Annotated in this window: 15 protein-coding genes; 7 read left to right on the top strand and 8 right to left on the bottom strand. The window is 58.8% G+C overall.

The genetic code is table 11. The annotated features are described in order from the left end of the window. The first annotated feature begins 243 nt into the window (after nucleotides 1-243). Both FND52_RS04140 and FND52_RS04135 read left to right on the top strand, forming a co-directional pair. Nucleotides 244-1167: a LysR substrate-binding domain-containing protein gene (locus FND52_RS04140; RefSeq protein ID WP_208737469.1), complete on the top strand. Its 924-nt coding sequence runs from the start codon at nucleotides 244-246 to the stop codon at nucleotides 1165-1167. Between the two features lie 91 nt (nucleotides 1168-1258). After that, on the top strand, nucleotides 1259-2314 hold the full coding sequence (locus tag FND52_RS04135) for an alkene reductase (RefSeq protein ID WP_144129513.1): 1056 nt from the start codon (nucleotides 1259-1261) through the stop codon (nucleotides 2312-2314). Nucleotides 2315-2366: 52 nt separating this feature from the next. Here FND52_RS04135 and FND52_RS04130 read toward each other — a convergent pair whose 3' ends face one another. From FND52_RS04130 to hpsN, 4 genes are read right to left on the bottom strand one after another with little or no spacing between them, the layout of a single operon-like run. Further along, a complete protein-coding gene (locus FND52_RS04130) occupies nucleotides 2367-3374 on the bottom strand; it encodes an alcohol dehydrogenase catalytic domain-containing protein (protein ID WP_144129511.1) in 1008 nt (335 codons plus the stop codon). A 6-nt stretch (nucleotides 3375-3380) separates the two neighbouring features. Beyond that, on the bottom strand, nucleotides 3381-4709 hold the full coding sequence (locus FND52_RS04125; protein WP_125294453.1) for an MFS transporter: 1329 nt from the start codon (nucleotides 4707-4709) through the stop codon (nucleotides 3381-3383). A gap of 30 nt (nucleotides 4710-4739) precedes the next feature. Further along, nucleotides 4740-5495 (bottom strand): SDR family NAD(P)-dependent oxidoreductase, encoded by a 756-nt coding sequence (locus FND52_RS04120; protein WP_144129509.1) that lies wholly within the window; start codon nucleotides 5493-5495, stop codon nucleotides 4740-4742. Between the two features lie 9 nt (nucleotides 5496-5504). Then, on the bottom strand, nucleotides 5505-6818 hold the full coding sequence (hpsN, locus tag FND52_RS04115) for a sulfopropanediol 3-dehydrogenase (RefSeq protein WP_144129507.1): 1314 nt from the start codon (nucleotides 6816-6818) through the stop codon (nucleotides 5505-5507). Between the two features lie 393 nt (nucleotides 6819-7211). Here hpsN and FND52_RS04110 point away from each other — a divergent pair, with 393 nt between their 5' ends. From FND52_RS04110 to FND52_RS04095, 4 genes are all read left to right on the top strand, one after another. After that, a complete protein-coding gene (locus tag FND52_RS04110; protein WP_144129505.1) occupies nucleotides 7212-7496 on the top strand; it encodes a UxaA family hydrolase in 285 nt (94 codons plus the stop codon). Between the two features lie 2 nt (nucleotides 7497-7498). Then, entirely contained in the window at nucleotides 7499-8668 is a 1170-nt protein-coding gene (locus FND52_RS04105; RefSeq protein WP_144129852.1) for a UxaA family hydrolase, read from the top strand. An 85-nt stretch (nucleotides 8669-8753) separates the two neighbouring features. Then, entirely contained in the window at nucleotides 8754-10058 is a 1305-nt protein-coding gene (gene dctA, locus FND52_RS04100; protein ID WP_144129503.1) for a C4-dicarboxylate transporter DctA, read from the top strand. After that, nucleotides 10055-11053 carry an Ldh family oxidoreductase gene (locus tag FND52_RS04095; protein ID WP_208737467.1) on the top strand — a complete coding sequence of 333 codons (999 nt, stop codon included), beginning with the start codon at nucleotides 10055-10057 and terminating at the stop codon, nucleotides 11051-11053. Before dctA ends, FND52_RS04095 begins: the two co-directional genes overlap by 4 nt. On the opposite strand, the gene FND52_RS04090 is transcribed toward FND52_RS04095, so the two are convergent. After that, nucleotides 11040-11786, bottom strand: a complete 747-nt coding sequence (locus FND52_RS04090) for a GntR family transcriptional regulator (protein ID WP_144129502.1) — start codon at nucleotides 11784-11786, stop codon at nucleotides 11040-11042. The two genes, FND52_RS04095 and FND52_RS04090, sit on opposite strands and share 14 nt — an antisense overlap. A gap of 400 nt (nucleotides 11787-12186) precedes the next feature. On the opposite strand from FND52_RS04090, the gene FND52_RS04085 reads away from it, so the two are divergent. Next, nucleotides 12187-13245, top strand: coding sequence for a YeiH family protein (locus tag FND52_RS04085; RefSeq protein WP_125294445.1), 1059 nt, complete (start codon nucleotides 12187-12189; stop codon nucleotides 13243-13245). Nucleotides 13246-13302: 57 nt separating this feature from the next. On the opposite strand, the gene FND52_RS04080 is transcribed toward FND52_RS04085, so the two are convergent. The 3 genes from FND52_RS04080 to FND52_RS04070 all read right to left on the bottom strand — a co-directional run bounded on the left by FND52_RS04080 (nucleotide 13303) and on the right by FND52_RS04070 (nucleotide 16576). Next, nucleotides 13303-15003: a methyl-accepting chemotaxis protein gene (locus tag FND52_RS04080; protein WP_144129500.1), complete on the bottom strand. Its 1701-nt coding sequence runs from the start codon at nucleotides 15001-15003 to the stop codon at nucleotides 13303-13305. Between the two features lie 146 nt (nucleotides 15004-15149). Further along, nucleotides 15150-16268 (bottom strand): S-(hydroxymethyl)glutathione dehydrogenase/class III alcohol dehydrogenase, encoded by a 1119-nt coding sequence (locus FND52_RS04075; RefSeq protein WP_144129498.1) that lies wholly within the window; start codon nucleotides 16266-16268, stop codon nucleotides 15150-15152. 32 nt (nucleotides 16269-16300) lie between these two features. Further along, on the bottom strand, nucleotides 16301-16576 hold the full coding sequence (locus FND52_RS04070; protein WP_002437846.1) for a metal/formaldehyde-sensitive transcriptional repressor: 276 nt from the start codon (nucleotides 16574-16576) through the stop codon (nucleotides 16301-16303). Between the last annotated feature and the right edge of the window lie 242 nt (nucleotides 16577-16818).

The following is a 16818-nucleotide window of genomic DNA, read 5'->3' as shown; positions in this document are numbered from 1 at the left end:
AACGACGGAATACGTTGACGGGAAGAATGTGGAATCTGTGATCTCAGGCCAGGGTGATGATTTTATAAGCCGAACGCCGGATTTGATCTTCAGACAACTCCTGGGCAAATACCCAATAATTAGCATATATCCGCGTTGTTTTGTTAATTTAAATGCCGTAATGTTAATTATTATTTGCTATCAAGTTATCAAAATCACACAACTTTTCTTGTCACGGATCACGTTTCGTTTTTAACATCGCTTATGGAAAAAAACGGTTTGTTCAGTCAGCGCATTCGTTTGCGCCATTTACATACATTCGTCGCCGTCGCTCAACAGGGAACGCTGGGGCGTGCGGCAGAAACCCTTAACTTAAGCCAGCCTGCCTTATCAAAAACGCTCAATGAACTTGAGCAACTCACGGGAGAGCGCCTGTTCGATCGCGGCCGCCTGGGCGCGCAGCTGACGCTGGTGGGCGAGCAGTTCCTCACCCACGCCATTAAAGTGCTGGATGCGCTAAACCACGCCGGGCAGTCCCTGTCGCGCAAAGAAGAACAATCCAAAGACGTAGTGCGCATCGGCGCGCTGCCTACCGCCGCGCTGGGCATTCTGCCTGCGGTGATCGGCCCGTTTCACAAGCAGCAAACCAACCTGACCCTCCAGGTCGCTACCATGAATAACCCGATGCTGCTGTCGGGCCTGAAATCCGGCGAGCTGGATTTAGGCATTGGGCGCATGTCCGACCCGGAAATGATGACCGGGCTTAATTATGAGCTGCTGTTTCTGGAGTCGATGAAGCTGGTGGTGCGCCCTAATCACCCGCTGTTAGCCGATACCATTACCCTGAGCCGGGTGCTGGAGTGGCCGGTGGTGATCTCCCCGAAAGGCACCGCGCCGCGTCAGCACGCCGACGCACTGCTGGCGAGCCAGAACTGCAAGCTGCCGAACTCCTGCATTGAGACGCTCTCCGCATCGCTGTCGCGCCAGCTAACCGTGGATTACGACTACGTGTGGTTTGTGCCGTCCGGCGCGGTGAAAGAGGATTTGCGCCAGAACACCCTGATCGCCCTGCCCATCGCCAACCCCGGCGTGGGTGAACCCATCGGCATTCTGACCCGCGTCGATAAACCGCTCTCGGCGGGCGCGCAGTTGCTGTTAGCCTCGATCAGAAAATCCATGCCGCTGTAAGCACCGGCGGGAATAATTAAGCGCATAAAGTGATAACCGCCGTTTCTCCGGGCGTCCATAATGAGGGCACGATTCAGACCCGGAGAAACCTATGCCAACCCTGTATGACCCCGTAAAAATCGGCGCGCTTGCGCTGAAAAACCGCATCGTAATGGCCCCGTTGACCCGCATGCGTGCGGTAGACGATCGCGCGCCCGGCCCGCTGACCAAAGAATATTACGTCCAGCGCGCCAGCGCCGGGCTGATCTTCACCGAAGCCACTTCGGTTACGCCACAGGGCGTCGGCTACCCCAATACGCCGGGCATCTGGTCGGAAAAACAGGTGCAGGCGTGGAAAGAGATCGTCGATGCGGTGCATGCGGCGGACGGTAAAATCGTCAGTCAGCTCTGGCACGTGGGCCGCGTTTCCGACCCGATATTCCTCGACGGCGAACTGCCGGTCGCCCCCAGCGCCATCGCGCCGGAAGGTCATGTCACCACCGTGCGCCCCCAGCGCCCGTATGAAACCCCGCGCGCGCTGGAAACCGAAGAGATCCCGGCCATCGTGGCGGATTTTGTGCGTGCGGCACAAAACGCCAAACGCGCCGGGTTCGACGGCGTGGAAATCCATGCCGCCAACGGTTATCTGTTCGATCAGTTCCTGCATGACGGCTCCAACAAGCGTACCGATCGCTACGGCGGCAGCATTGAAAATCGCGCCCGCTTTTTGCTGGAAGCCGTGGACGCGGTGCTTGACGTCTGGCCCGCCGACCGGCTGGGCGTGCATCTGAATTTGATGTCCAACTCCTATTCCATGGAAGACAGTAACCCGCTGGCGCTGTTCAGCTACGTGGCGGAACAGCTCAGCCTGCGCAATGTGGCCTATATCTTCGCCCGCGAATCGCAGGACTTCCCCGGTCGCGTGGGGCCACAGGTGAAACAGAAGTTCACCGGCGCGTGGATTGCCAATGAAGGGCTGACCCGGCAGTCGGCGGAAGCGCTGATTGAACGTGGCGACGCGGATGCCGCCGCGTTCGGCAAACTGTATATCGCTAACCCCGACCTGGTGGCGCGTTTTAGCCAGCAAGGGCCGTTTAACGAGCTGAATAACGCCACTATCTATGCACCTGGCGCAACGGGATATACCGATTATCCGCCGTTAGGTTAATCACATATAAAGAGAGCGGCTTTTTTGCCGCTCTCTTTTTACCGTCTTACCGTCAGGGGATGAGTAAGATTTTCGCGGATGACACCCGCTGAAACTCCAGGTCATCAAACGCCAGCTGTCCGTCCAGCAGCTCTCGCTGTTCTATCCAGCCCAGCGTGCCAAATGCGCCCTGCTCCAGCATCGACAGCGTTAAGTGAAAATCTTCCATGGTGTAGGTGTAGGTGCCCAGCAGCGTGATCTCCCCAAGGGTGATTTTGCGCATATCAATTTCGCTGTCCCAGTCCTGCAAACCGATATGCATCACCACGCCGCCCGGCTTGACGGTTTTGATCGCCAGCTTGCGGGTGATGGCGGACCCCACCGCGTCAATCACCACCTGACGGCTGGATTCATCAATCGCCTGCTCGATGGGGCTCACGCACTCGCAGCCGGTATACTGCTGCGCGGTGTTGGCGCGCAGCGGGTTGGTTTCTGCCAGGGTGATTTGTCGGCATCCCCAGGCCCGCAGCACCAGCACCGTCAGCAGACCGATAGCCCCGCCGCCGATCACCAGCACTCTGGCATCGGCCAGCGGCATCTGCATCGCCTGCTGCGTCAGGCGCAGGGCGTGCACCACGGTAGCGGCGGGTTCGGTGATTGCCGCGTCCTGCAAGGATAATCCATCAGGCAGCGCCACCACCGAGGCCGCAGGGATCGCTATGTATTCGGCGAACGCGCCCGGCCAGTCCATGCCGATCATATGGCGGTCGCTGCACAGGTTGTCGCGCCCTTCCCGGCAGTAATCGCATTGCCCGCAGGTGATCAGCGGATTGGCGGTGACCCGCTGGCCCGGCGTAAAGCGCGGCGACTGGCTTTCGACGATTTCGCCAGACAGCTCATGCCCCAGCACCAGCCCTGGCTGGCGGCGCGGATCTTTGCCGTGAAAGGCGTGCATATCCGAGCCGCAAATCCCGGCGGCGGCAATGCGGATCACCACCTGGTCACCGCCTTCCGGCAGTTGCGGATAAGGCCGCTCCTGAATCTCAACGCCCAGCGGGCGGGTATAGACAAGTGCTTTCATGCATCCTCACTTAATCATTACGGATTGGGCGATCGCCACACGGCCCGCGCCGTGGGTGCGTCGCCACAGATACACCGCGCAGGCGGCGCTGATCAGGCCGATAACCAGCACGTAGGCGCAGATGAGCCACGGCTCGCCGCCCAGCGATTCAGAGAACAGGGTCGCCAGCACCGGCGTTAAGCCCCCGGCGAAGACGCCGGAAATCTGGTAGGCAAACGAAATGCCGGTATAGCGCACCGACGCGTCGAAACACTCCGAATAGACCGACGACATGGTGCCAAACACCGCCGCATGGAAAATCCCGAACGGCACGATGATCGCTGCCCACACCAGCCAGATTTGATCCGCGTTGTAATGCATAATCGCAAAAGCCGGGAAGGCCGACAGCCCGGACAGCGCCGCTCCCATGGCGTAGACCCGCGCCCGTCCCCAGCGGTCCGCCATGTAGCCCCAGAACGGAATAAAGAAGCTCATCACAAAGGCGCTGCCGAGTATCGCCACAATCGCCTGGTCGCGCGGAATGTCCAGGGTCTGCGTCAGGTAAGTCAGTGAAAACACCCCAAAGATGTTAAAGAACACCCCGTCGATCAGGCGCATCCCCATGCAGGTGAATACCAGCCGGGTATGGGTGCGGAACAATTCCACCAGCGGGATACGCTTCGGCGCATCTTTTTGCTTTTCTTTGGCTTTCAGGAAGTCCTCGGTTTCCGCCACGTTTTTACGGATGTAGGTGCCGATAATCACAAACACCCCGCTGAGCAGGAACGGCACGCGCCAGCCCCAGGACATAAAGTCCTCATCGGAGAGCGTGAACGACGCCAGGCCAATCGCGCCGGAGGCCAGCAGCAGCCCGAGAGACATGCCGACCTGGGGAATACTGGCGAAGAACGCGCGGTTCTTTTCCGGGGCCGATTCATAGGTCATCAGCACCGCACCGCCCCATTCGCCGCCGAGGCCGATGCCCTGAATCATGCGACAGGCAATCAGTAAACACGGTGCCCACAGGCCAATCTGCTGATAGCTGGGTATCAGCCCTATCACCACCGTCGCGCCGCCCATGATCACCAGCGTCAGGATCAGCATATTTTTGCGGCCCAGGGTGTCGCCGAAGTGGCCGAAAATAATCGCCCCGAGGGGCCGGGTCAAAAAGCCGATGGCGAACACGCCGTAGGAAAGCAGCGTGGTGATAAACGGATCGCCTTCCGGGAAATAGAGTTTGTTAAACACCATCCCGGCGACGGTGCCGTAGAGAAAGAAGTCATACCATTCAATGGTCGAACCGAACAGGCTGGACACCGTAACGCGTCGCAGGTTACCGGCAGCGGGTTTTTGCATGATGTGTTCCTCTGCGCTGAATAGAAGAGATCAAATGGCGCTATATCCGCCGTCGACCATCAGGGTTTGCCCGGTGATATAGGCGCTGGCGTTGCTGGCGAGAAACAGCGTCACGCCAAACAGATCTTCCATCTCGCCGTTGCGCCCCAGACAGGTGTGCTGCGCGTGACGTTCACGCAGCGCGTCGTCAGCAAATACCGGCCCGGTTAACGCGGTGGGGAAAAAGCCCGGCCCAATGGCGTTGCACGTGACGCCGTCACGCCCCCAGCGTTGCGCGATGGCCCGCGTTAGCTGCACCACGCCGCCCTTGCCTGCGCCGTAGGGCGCGCTGTTGGCAAACGCTCGCGTCGACTGAAGCGAGGCAATATTAATAATCCGCCCCCAGCGCCGCCGGGCCATGCCCGGGGCCAGCGCCTGGGTCAGGAAAAACGGCGCTTTGAGATGCAGCGCCAGCTGTTGGTCCCACGCCGACTCGCTGACCTCTTCAAACGGCTGGCGCAAATTGACGCCCGCCGCGTTGACCAGGATATCCACCGCGCCGCAGGCCGCCGCCAGTTTGTCGATATCCGCTTTTTGGGTGATATCCGCGCACAGGTAACTGGCGCGCCCACCCGCGGCTGACAGGCGCTGGACGGTTTCGGCCAGTTGGCCTTCGCGCCGGGCGGCGATAATCACCGTCGCCCCGGACTGCGCCAGCGCTTCGGCCATCGCTGCGCCGATCCCGCTACCGCCGCCGGTGACCAGCGCGGTTTTGCCGGTCAAATCAAACAGAGCTGAAGGTTGCATAGTAATTCCTCAACGGGTGACCGGGACGCCGGTCAGGAAAGACTCGCCGGCGAAATATTTCTCCAGCCGAACTTCTGCGGTACGGGCATGCGCTTCCATGCCTTCCAGCCGCGAGATGCGCGCCGTGGTCTCGGCGATTTGCGGCACCGCTTCCCGTGACATCTGCTGCCAGGTGAGGGTTTTCAGGAATTTGTGCACCGACAGGCCGCCGGAATAGCGCGCCGCGCCTTTGGTCGGCAGGACGTGGTTAGGGCCGCTGCACTTGTCGCCGAACGCCACGGTGGTCTCTTCGCCGAGGAACAGCGAGCCGTAGCAGCTCAGGTTATCGCGCCACCAGTTGAGATCGCTGGCGTGGACTTCAAGGTGCTCGGAGGCGTAGCGGTCGGAAATCTCCACCACTTCTTCACGGGTGTCGCAGACAATCACTTCGCCGTAATCGCGCCAGGCGCAGCTGGCGGCATCGCGGGCCACCGGCGGGAGCTGGTCGATAAGCTGCGGGACGCGTTCCAGCACCTCTTGCGCCAGGGCGTGGGAGGTGGTGAACAGCCAGGCGGGGGATTCATGCCCGTGCTCGGCCTGGCCGACCAGATCGCTGGCGACGATATGGGCGTCGGCAGTGTCGTCGGCGATCACCGCCACTTCCGACGGCCCGGCAAACACGTCAATCCCCACCTGACCAAACAGCGTGCGCTTGGCTTCCGCGACGAATTTGTTGCCCGGCCCGACGACTACATCAGCAGGCTTACCGGTAAACAGCCCCCACGCCATCGAAGCAATGGCCTGCACGCCACCCAGCGTCATAATGGTGTGCGCTCCTGCGCGGTGAAACGCATACAGCACGCAAGGATGAATCGACTGCCCTAAATAGGGGCTGGAGCAGGCAATAATGTTTTTCACGCCTGCTGCTTTGGCGGTCGCTACGCCCATATAGGCGGAGGCAATGTGGGCGTAGCGGCCTGCGGGCGCGTAGCAGCCGACAGTGGTGACCGGCAGCACTTTTTGACCCGCCACCAGCCCGGAAGGTAACGTGACTTCAAAATCCTTCACCGATTCACGCTGGGCGCAGGCAAAGGTATAAACCTGCTCGATGGCGTAATCGATATCGCGACGCACATCGCCGGGCACTTCGCGGATTTGGGTGGCGATCTGTTCCGGGGTCAACATGATGTCACCCGACCAGTTATCGAGTTTACTGGCGTAGCGACGCACCGCCTCTTCACCCTGCTCTTTAATGGTGGCGAGCATCTCATCCACCACGCGACGCGCTTCAAACGTGTTGGACTCCGGTGTTTTACTCGCTTTCTTTAACCAGTTACTGGACATATGTCTCTCCACGGATTGTTTAAGGGGCCGGATCGAACGGCTAAGCGTTATTCCTGTGTCATATACATGACTAACGTTATCTATAGTGACCCGCGCCGCGAACTGCAAAAAGCAATCGAACAAAAAGTGATCGCGATCGCCTCTGTTCCCCAGAACTCTTGTAGCGATCACATTTTTTTCACATCTTAAAGCCCTTATTAAATAAAGTATTATTAATCATCGATTTAAACGATTAACCCTTTTCCCTGTCAGCAGCCTGCGGGCGATACCCCGCTATTCGTGAGCCGGATCTCAAAAAACCGCCATCAGAGGAAAATAAATTTGCCCCTTTAAAGTCATTTAATATATGTCATATACATGAGTTGATTTAATGTGCACTAAACGGAGGCGAACATGAGTATCGATTTTGTTGTACACGATGACGGTGATTCAGTAGGCGTGGTGGTCATAGAGGGCGTCGAAGCCGGACAGAAGCTGACCGGCTGGATTATGGACCAGAACAAGACCATTGAATTTGAAGTGAAAAATGACATCCCTATCGGCCATAAGCTGGCGATCCGCGATCTCGCCGTCAATGATTCAGTCATTAAATATGGCGAAGACATTGGCCGCGTGGTCTCGGCAATCAAGCAAGGCGAACATCTGCATGTACACAACGTGAAAACCAAAAGGTGGTAATGATGGAAATCAAAGGACGTCAGTTTGCAGGTTATCGCCGTGAAAATGGCCGGGTCGGTATCCGCAACCATGTGATTGTGCTGCCGGTGGACGATATCTCCAACGCGGCGGCAGAAGCGGTCGCGAACAACATTAAAGGCACCATCGCCCTGCCGCATCCTTACGGGCGTTTGCAGTTTGGCGAAGATCTGGAGCTGCACTTTCGCACCCTGATTGGCACCGGCTGCAACCCTAACGTGGCGGCGGTGATCGTCATCGGCATCGAGCCGGGCTGGACCCAACGCGTGGTGGATGGCATTAAAGCCACCGGCAAACCGGTCGCCGGTTTCTGGATTGAGCAGAACGGCGATCACAACACCATCTGCAATGCATCGCGTAAAGCGCGCGAGTTTTCGCAATATGCCTCTGAACTCCAGCGCGAAATGTGCGATATCAGCGAGCTGTGGGTTTCCACCAAGTGCGGCGAATCGGATACCACCTCCGGCTGCGGTGCCAACCCTGCCGTGGGCAACCTGTTCGACCGGTTGTATGAGAATGGCAACACCCTGCTGTTCGGTGAAACCTCAGAGCTGACCGGCGGCGAGCATCTGGTGGCGGCGCGCTGCGCTAATAACGATGTGCGCCAGAAATTCCAGTTTATGTTCGACCGCTACAGCGCGATGATCGACCGCTGGAAAACCAGCGATCTGTCCGAGTCGCAGCCGACGAAAGGGAATATCGAAGGCGGGCTGACCACCATCGAAGAGAAAGCGCTCGGCAACATCCAGAAAATCGGCAAGAAATGCCGGGTGGACGGCGTGCTGGATAAAGCCGAAATGCCCACCGGGCCGGGGCTGTGGTTTATGGACTCCTCCTCCGCCGCCGCCGAAATGGTGACGCTGTGCGCCGCCGGGGGTTATGTAGCGCACTTCTTCCCCACCGGCCAGGGCAACGTGATCGGCAACCCGATCCTCCCGGTGATCAAGGTGTGCGCCAATCCGCGCACCGTGCGCACCATGTCGGAACACATTGATGTGGATGTCTCGGCGATTTTACGCCGCGAAATGAATCTCGACGGCGCGGGGGATGCGCTGCTGGAGAGCCTGTTGCGCACCGCCAATGGCCGCCTGACCGCCGCTGAAGCGCTGGGGCACCGGGAGTTTGTTCTGACCCGTATTTTCGAAAGCGCCTGACCCTCTGCCCGCCGTCCCGGCGGGTCTCTCTTTACGCTTGCCTGCGGCGCCGTTCGGGCGCCGATTCTCACGCGAGGATATCCAGATGCGATTGCTCAAGCACCTCTACGTCCAGGTTTTAATCGGCCTGGTCGCCGGGGTCGCTGTGGGGTACGCCTTTCCTGATTTTGCTGTTCAGATGAAACCCCTCGGCGACACCTTTATTCGTCTTATTAAAATGATCGTGACCTTAGTGATTTTTTGTACCGTGGCGATTGGCATCGCCCGTATGGAAAGCCTGAAACAGGTGGGCAAAGTCGGCGGCAAAACGCTGATTTACTTTGAAGTGGTCACCACCCTGGCGCTGGTAATTGGCATGGTGGTGGCCGATGTGATGAAGCCCGGCGCAGGCATGAACGTTGACGCCAGCAAGCTGGACGGCAGCGCCGTGAATCATTACGTCAATGCCAGCGAGCACAGCAAAGGCTTTATGGAGCAGATCATTCCCGATTCGGTGATCGGCGCGTTCGCCCAGGGCAATCTGCTCCAGGTGCTGCTGTTCTCGGTGCTGTTCGGCGTGGCGCTGTCGCTGGCATCCCAGCGCAGCGCGTTTATCACCAAAACCATCGAGCAGTGCGGCGAGGTGCTGATGCGCATCGTCGAACTGATTATGCGCCTTGCGCCGCTCGGCGCGTTCGGGGCGATTGCCTTCACCGTGGGGAAATATGGCCTGACCTCGCTGCAGCATCTCGGGATGCTGATCGTCTGCCTGTATATCACCAGTTTTTTGTTTATCGGTGGCGTGCTGGGGCTGATCTGCAAGCTGGTTGGGGTGAGTTTGTGGCGGCTGATCCTCTATTTCCGTGAAGAACTGCTGATCGTACTGGGCACCTCGACCACCGAATCGGTGCTGCCCCGGCTGATGGTCAAAATGGAAAAACTGGGCTGCGACCGCGCCATCGTGGGGCTGGTGCTGCCGACCGGCTACTCCTTTAATCTGGACGGCGCGGCGATTTATTTGACCATGACGGCGCTGTTTATCGCCCAGGCGACCAATACCGATCTCACCCTGTGGCAGCAAATCAGCCTGCTGCTGATATTACTGTTGACCTCAAAAGGCGGCGCGGGGGTGGCGGGCGCGGCGCTGATTGCGCTTACCGCGACGCTGGCGACCCACAATATTATCCCGCTGGCGGGGATTACTCTGGTGCTGGGTATCGACCGCATTTTGAACGAGATGCGCGCCGTGACCAATATGATCGGTAACGTGGTGGCGACGCTGGTGATCGCCCGCTGGGAGCAAAAACTCGATCTGGCGACGGCCCGGGAGCAGCTGCGCATCGGCCCCGGAAAAATCACCCTGCCGCAGGATGCGCTGATCCCCGAGCCTGACGAAAGGAGCCTGCCGTGAGCGATCTTGTCTCCGTTAGCGTGGCGCAGCTGGATGCCCTTGCCCGCCAGGCGTTAGTGAAAACCGGCGTCACGGCGCAGGCCGCCGACGCTACCTGTCAGGCGCTGATGGCGGCGGAACGTGCGGGCATTGCCTCGCACGGTTTTGCGCGGCTGCCGTTTTATCTCGATCAATTGACCAGCGGCAAACTCAACCCGGCAGCGCGCCCGGCCATCACCCAGCGCGGCGCGGTGCTGAACGTGGATGCCGACGCCGGGCTGGCGTTCCCTGCCGTGCAGGCCGGGCTGGAGCGCGGCCTGGCGCTGGCGGAGGAATCGGGCGTGGTGGTGGTGGCGATTGGCCGATCGCACCATTTCGGCATGGCGGGATACTATGTCGAGCAGGCGGCGCGGCGCGGGATGCTGTGCCTGGCCTTTAGCAACGGCCCGGCGGCGATGGCCCCGTGGGGCGGCCAGACGCCGCTGTTCGGCACCAATCCCATCGCCTTCGCTTCGCCGCGCATGGATGACGAGCCGCTGGTGATCGACCTGTCACTCTCTGAGGTAGCGCGCGGGAAAATCATGATAGCCAGCCAGCAGCAGCAGGCGATCCCACTGGGCTGGGCGCTCGATCGCCACGGCGAGCCCACCGCCGATCCCGATGCCGCGCTGGCGGGCAGTATGGCCCCGACCGGCGGCGCGAAGGGAGCCGCGCTGGCGCTGATGGTGGAGCTGTTAACGGCGGGCTTAACCGGCAGCAACTACGGCTTCCAGGCCAGTTCGTTTTTCACCGCTGAAGGCGAACCGCCGCTGATTGCGCAGCTGGTGCTGCTGTTTAACCCGGCGTTTTTCCCGCCGGGTTATCTGCAACACAGCGAGCAGTTATTCAGCGCGATGCTGGCGCAGCCTGGGGTGCGCTTGCCGGGCGAGCGGCGGCGGGAAGTCGCCAGGCAAAACAGCAATACGCTGCTGATGCCCGGCGCGCTGGTGGAACAGTTGCGGATCAGAGCTGGTTAAAGTACGCGTGATGCCGGGTGAGTACCGTGGAAACGCGGTACTCCACCGGCTTATCCTGGAAATCCCGCGCAATGCGGTAAACCCGCAGCAGCGCCTCGCCTTCTTCCGCTTCCAGATGCAGCACCTCATCCGGCCCCGCATTCACCGCTTTGATCTGCTCGTGCGCATTTGCCACGGTACAGGCGAATTTCTGCTGGTAAAGCTGGTAAAGCGTATTGGGCAGAATTTCCGGGTCGCGATCGAGGCCGGGAAACAGTGCAGCGTCCACGTAAACGTGCTCAAGGATCGCCGGTGCGCCATCCAGGTCGCGCACCCGCCAGATATGGATCACTTTGCTACCCGGCGCGATATCCAGCGCGGCGGCCTCTTCCTGGGACGCAGCGCGCAGATGGCGCGCCAGCACCCGCGACAGCGGCAGCGAACGCTCGCCGTTCTCCCGCAGGATATTAAAGAAGCGAAACAGCGCGCTGTCTGAGTCGTGGGCCGCCACCACGGTGCCTTTACCCTGATAGCGGATCACCACGTTATTGCTGACCAGTTCGTTGAGTGCCTTGCGTAAGGTGCCAATACTGACGTTATACGCCTCGGCAAGGCTGGCCTCGCTGGGGATATAGGTGCCCGCTGGCCACTCGCCGGAGGCGATCCTTTCCAGCAACAGCTGGCTGATTTGCAGATAGAGCGGCTGAAAAACGGCTGACTTCATTTCAGCAGAGGGTGAAATGTCCTGATTCATGCGTACCTTCCTCCCGGAACGAGTCCTTCAACATCAAGTTAGAATTACTATGACATATAGAGGAGTGGCTGACATCTTTTGCGGTGAAATTTCGTGAAGATGTGGCGGTTTTTAAGCAGTTTTTTGGTAATCATTCATTTTAATTTAGTTGATGACGGGAATTAAGTTTCGTTTAAGCGCAGCTCGTTGCAACCGCGTGGTCATGCTTATCATTTGATATACATCAATTTTTATAAAAATTCATTTTTCAGAAAACTACTGCACAGCGCCTTCATGCTGCGGTTCAGCGCGCTCTGCACTGGCATACCGGTTATTTCGATTAATTATAACGATATAATAAATTTTTCTTTTCCCCGGTTATGCTCCATGCTCAGTCCTATACATGAGAAGGGAGTGAGACATGGCCGAGATTACCAGCACGCACCATCGCTACGACGTTAAACGCTTTATACCCGGCCTGGCGCTGACGGCGGTCATTGCGTTTGCCACCGCCTGGATCGGCAATATTCCCGCCGTCTCGGGGCTGGGGCTCGGCGCATTAACCCTGGCGATTATTGTCGGCATTGTGCTGGGGAATACCCTTTATCCCGCGGCGCATCCGCTTTGCGATGAAGGGGTGCAGTTTGCCAAACAGAAGCTGCTGCGCCTCGGCATTATCCTCTACGGCTTCCGCCTGACGTTTCAGCAGGTGATGGACGTCGGATTAAGCGGCGTGGCGATTGATATCGTGATGCTTAGCAGCACTTTTCTGCTGGCGACCTTTATCGGCGCACGGTTGATGAACCTCGATTTGAAAACCGCCTGGCTTATCGGCGCGGGCAGCAGCATCTGCGGCGCGGCGGCGGTGCTGGCAACCGCCCCGGTGGTAAAAGCCGAATCTTCAAAAGTCGCGGTAGCCGTCGCCACCGTGGTGATCTTCGGCACCATTGGCATCTTTCTCTATCCGCTAATCTGGCATGAGGTCGCCAGCCACTATCCGGCTGTCACGGCGACACAGTTTGGCGTCTATACCGGCTCAACCATGCACGAAGTCGCTCAGGTGGTCGCGGCAGGCCACGCGGTCAGCCCGGAAACCGAAAGCGCGGCGGTGATTGCCAAAATGCTGCGGGTGATGATGCTGGCCCCGTTTCTGCTGCTGTTAAGTATTGCGGTCAGCCGTCATGTAGGACACGACGGTACGCGTAAGCAACCCATCGTGTTCCCGTGGTTCGCCCTGATGTTTATCCTGGTCGCGCTGTTTAACTCCTTCCATCTACTGCCCGCGCAATGGGTGGCGACGATCAACGCGCTGGATAACGTACTGCTGGCGATGGCGATGGCGGCACTGGGCCTGACCACCCGCATCAGCCAGTTGATGAAAGCGGGACTGAAGCCGTTCCTGCTGGGCCTGATCCTGTTTGGCTGGCTGATTATTGGCGGCGGCGCGATCAACCTGGCGATCCACAGCTGGATCGGCTGACGCCGGAATACAGACATAAAAAAACCCGCGAGCTGCGGGTTTTTTATTCTATCGCGCTTAAAACGTTTCCCAGTTATCGCCGTGGGCCACCGCCGGGCGGTTAAAGGTATGCGCTGGCGGAGCGCTATCCGCTTTGGCGCTTTCCCGCGTCCTTTCAGCATGGGATGAGAGACGGAAAATGCCCACCGCATCGGTAAGCCGCGCCGCCTGCTCTTCCAGCGCCAGCGCCGCCGCGGACGCCTCTTCCACCAGCGAGGCGTTTTGCTGGGTCACGTTATCCATCTCTGAGACCGCCTGGGCGACCTGCTGAATACCACGGCTCTGCTCGTCCGACGCGGCAGCAATTTCCTGCATCAGGTCAGTTACGCGCTGCACCGCCTCAACGATGCCCTGCATCGTTTGCCCTGCCGCCACCACTTCGCTGGAGCCTTTATCCACCAGGCTTACCGAGTTCTGGATCAGCCCTTCAATCTCTTTCGCCGCCTGAGCGCTGCGGCTGGCAAGCGTACGAACTTCGCTCGCCACCACCGCAAAACCTCGGCCCTGCTCGCCGGCACGAGCCGCTTCCACGGCGGCGTTAAGCGCCAGGATGTTAGTCTGGAACGCGATGCTGTTAATCACGGCGGTGATTTCCGAGATTTTCTTCGAGCTGGTGGAGATATTGCCCATGGTGGTTACCACGCCGGAGACCATACGCCCGCCCGCGCTGGCTTTGTCAGAGGCGTCGTTAGCCAGTTTGCTGGCGTGGTGGGCGTTTTCGGCGTTCTGTTTCACCGTGGCGGTGAGCTGCTCCATGCTGGCGGCGGTTTGCTCCAGCGCCGACGCCTGCTCTTCGGTACGGGAAGAGAGATCGGTGTTGCCTGCCGAGATCTCGCTGGTGCCCTGATAAATAGCCTCTGCGCCGGTGCGCACCGTACCCACGGTTTGCGCCAGCGAATGCTGCATTTTTTGCAGGTTGTGGCTGAGTACGCCGATTTCGCTGCGGCCCGCGGCTTCCGGGGCCACGGTTAAATCGCCGCTGGCGATGTGCTCAATCCGGTTGGCCGCGCGGCGCAGCGGTAAAATCACGATGCCGCGCAGCGCCACAAAGGTGATGATGGTCATTAACACCGCGATGCTCAGCGCCGCGATCATCGCCATCACGCCCCAGGTGGTGCGGGTTTCCGCCGCCACGCCCAGCGCTTTGGCGCGCTCCATACGAATGGCGATGGCCTTCAGCAACATCTCGTTATACGCGCTGTCCAGCCCGCGCGCCTGCTCATTTTCATGTTTGATGATGGCTTCGAACATGCCGTTTTTGGCAAATTTCACCATCGGCTGCATACCCTGCATATAGGCGTCGAAGCGGGCTTTGAGTTCGCCGTCCAGCGCTTCGTCTTCCGGGGTTTTTACCCGGCGTGCCATATAGCTGTCGAACCCTTCCTGGGCCTGCTTAAGGCGTTTTTCCGCGTCGGCGACGTTGCGTTTCAGATCGTCCATTTCCGCTACGCGGCTGGCGGCTCCGGCGTTAATCAGGTTGATTCGCGCGGTGCGCAGATGGTTAGAACTGTTGGAGAGCCCCATACGCACCTGGATCTCTTCGGTGACGTCATGAAGCGCGGTGTTGCTCTGTACCATGAAATAACTTGCTAAGCCGACGCTCGTCGCGAAGAGCACCAGAATACCACCGAGAATAAAGCTAAAGAGCGGGACTAAACGGATGTGATGCCAGAAACTCACAGTTGCAGGTTTATCGTTTTTTGTGTTGTGTGTCGTCATAACAGTCTTCCTGGGACAAGGATATGCTCGTCAGATAGTCATCGGCATAAACCCGGGTTTCGATTACCCCAGAAAACGTCAGATCGGTCACAAATCAGAATAAAGATAAATTACGGCCAGCGACAGGACGCCACTGGCCGGAGGAATTACCGATCGCCGAAGTGAATAACGGTACGGATCGATTTGCCTTCGTGCATTAAATCAAAGGCTTCGTTGATCTGCTCCAGCGGCAGACGGTGGGTGATAAACGGGTCGAGGCGGATTTTGCCGACCATCGCGTCTTCCACCATTCCCGGCAGCTGGCTGCGCCCTTTGACGCCACCAAACGCCGAACCGCGCCATACGCGGCCTGTGACCAGCTGGAACGGACGGGTGCGGATTTCCTGGCCCGCGCCCGCCACGCCGATAATCACGCTTTCGCCCCAGCCTTTGTGGCAGCATTCCAGCGCGGCGCGCATCACGTTGACGTTGCCGATACACTCGAAGCTGAAATCCACGCCGCCGTCGGTGAGTTCAACAATCACGTCCTGGACAGGTTTGTCGTAATCATTCGGGTTAACGAAATCGGTGGCACCCATTTCGCCCGCCAGCTTGAATTTCTCCGGGTTGGTATCCACGGCGATGATGCGGCCCGCTTTGGCCTGTACCGCGCCCTGGATCACCGCCAGGCCAATACCGCCCAGCCCGAATACCGCGACGCTGTCGCCCTCTTTCACTTTGGCGGTGTTGTGTACCGCGCCGATGCCGGTGGTGACGCCGCAGCCCAGCAGGCACACTTTATCCAGCGGCGCTTGCGGGTTGACTTTCGCCAGCGAGATTTCCGCGCAAACGGTGTATTCGCTGAAGGTGCTGGTGCCCATATAGTGATAAATCGGCTCGCCTTTGTAGGAGAAACGGGTGGTGCCGTCCGGCATCAGGCCTTTGCCCTGGGTGGCGCGTACCGCCTGGCAGAGGTTGGTTTTGCCGGATTTACAGAACTTACACTCACCGCATTCAGCGGTATAAAGCGGAATAACGTGATCGCCCGGTTTCAGGCTGGTCACGCCCTCACCCACTTCCACCACAATTCCGCCGCCCTCATGGCCCAGTACCGCCGGGAAAACGCCTTCCGGATCGTCGCCCGACAGGGTAAACGCATCGGTATGACACACCCCGGTGTGGGTAATTTTGACCAGCACTTCGCCTTTCTGAGGCGGCGCGACATCAATTTCCACAATCTCCAGCGGCTTGCCAGGGCCAAATGCGACGGCTGCACGTGATTTCATATCGTCTCTTCCGTTGTTGTGAGTCGTGACTCTTATTTTAGATAAGCGCGCAATAAATGACCGATTTCATCCATCCGCTGCGCGCGTTGTTCGCGAGTGGTTTCGCCGTTGACCAACTCGTCGTTGAGATGGATTTCCACCATCTCGCCCATTAAACCGTTGGCCGCTCCGCGCACGGCGGCGATTTGCTGGAGGATAGCAATGCAAGGCTCACCCGCTTCCAGCGCGCGCTCCAGCGCCTCAACCTGACCCCGGATCCGCCGGACCCGTGTCAGTACGCGTTTTTTATCTTCAGGGGAATGGGGCATGGTCGCCTCCTGTATACTATAGGGGGGTATAGTAACAGGATCGGCAAGTGGTTGTAAAATTTATGTTTATATTTATATTCAGGGGGTTAGGCGATATACGTTAAGGACATAAAGAGACATAAGCGGCCATATTAATGCCCCCAAACATGCCCCAAGGAACGATTTTGCCCCCAAATTTGCCCCCCAAATCTTTATCATTCTGATCCGCAGAATTTTCAGGCGGCGGTCAAAAAAGAGACATT

The sequence above is a fragment of the Atlantibacter subterraneus genome (assembly GCF_007570865.1).
In the GTDB taxonomy this organism is placed as follows: domain Bacteria; phylum Pseudomonadota; class Gammaproteobacteria; order Enterobacterales; family Enterobacteriaceae; genus Atlantibacter; species Atlantibacter subterraneus.
The sequence above is the reverse complement of the archived record's forward strand: the minus strand, read 5'-3'. Positions and strand labels throughout refer to the sequence as shown.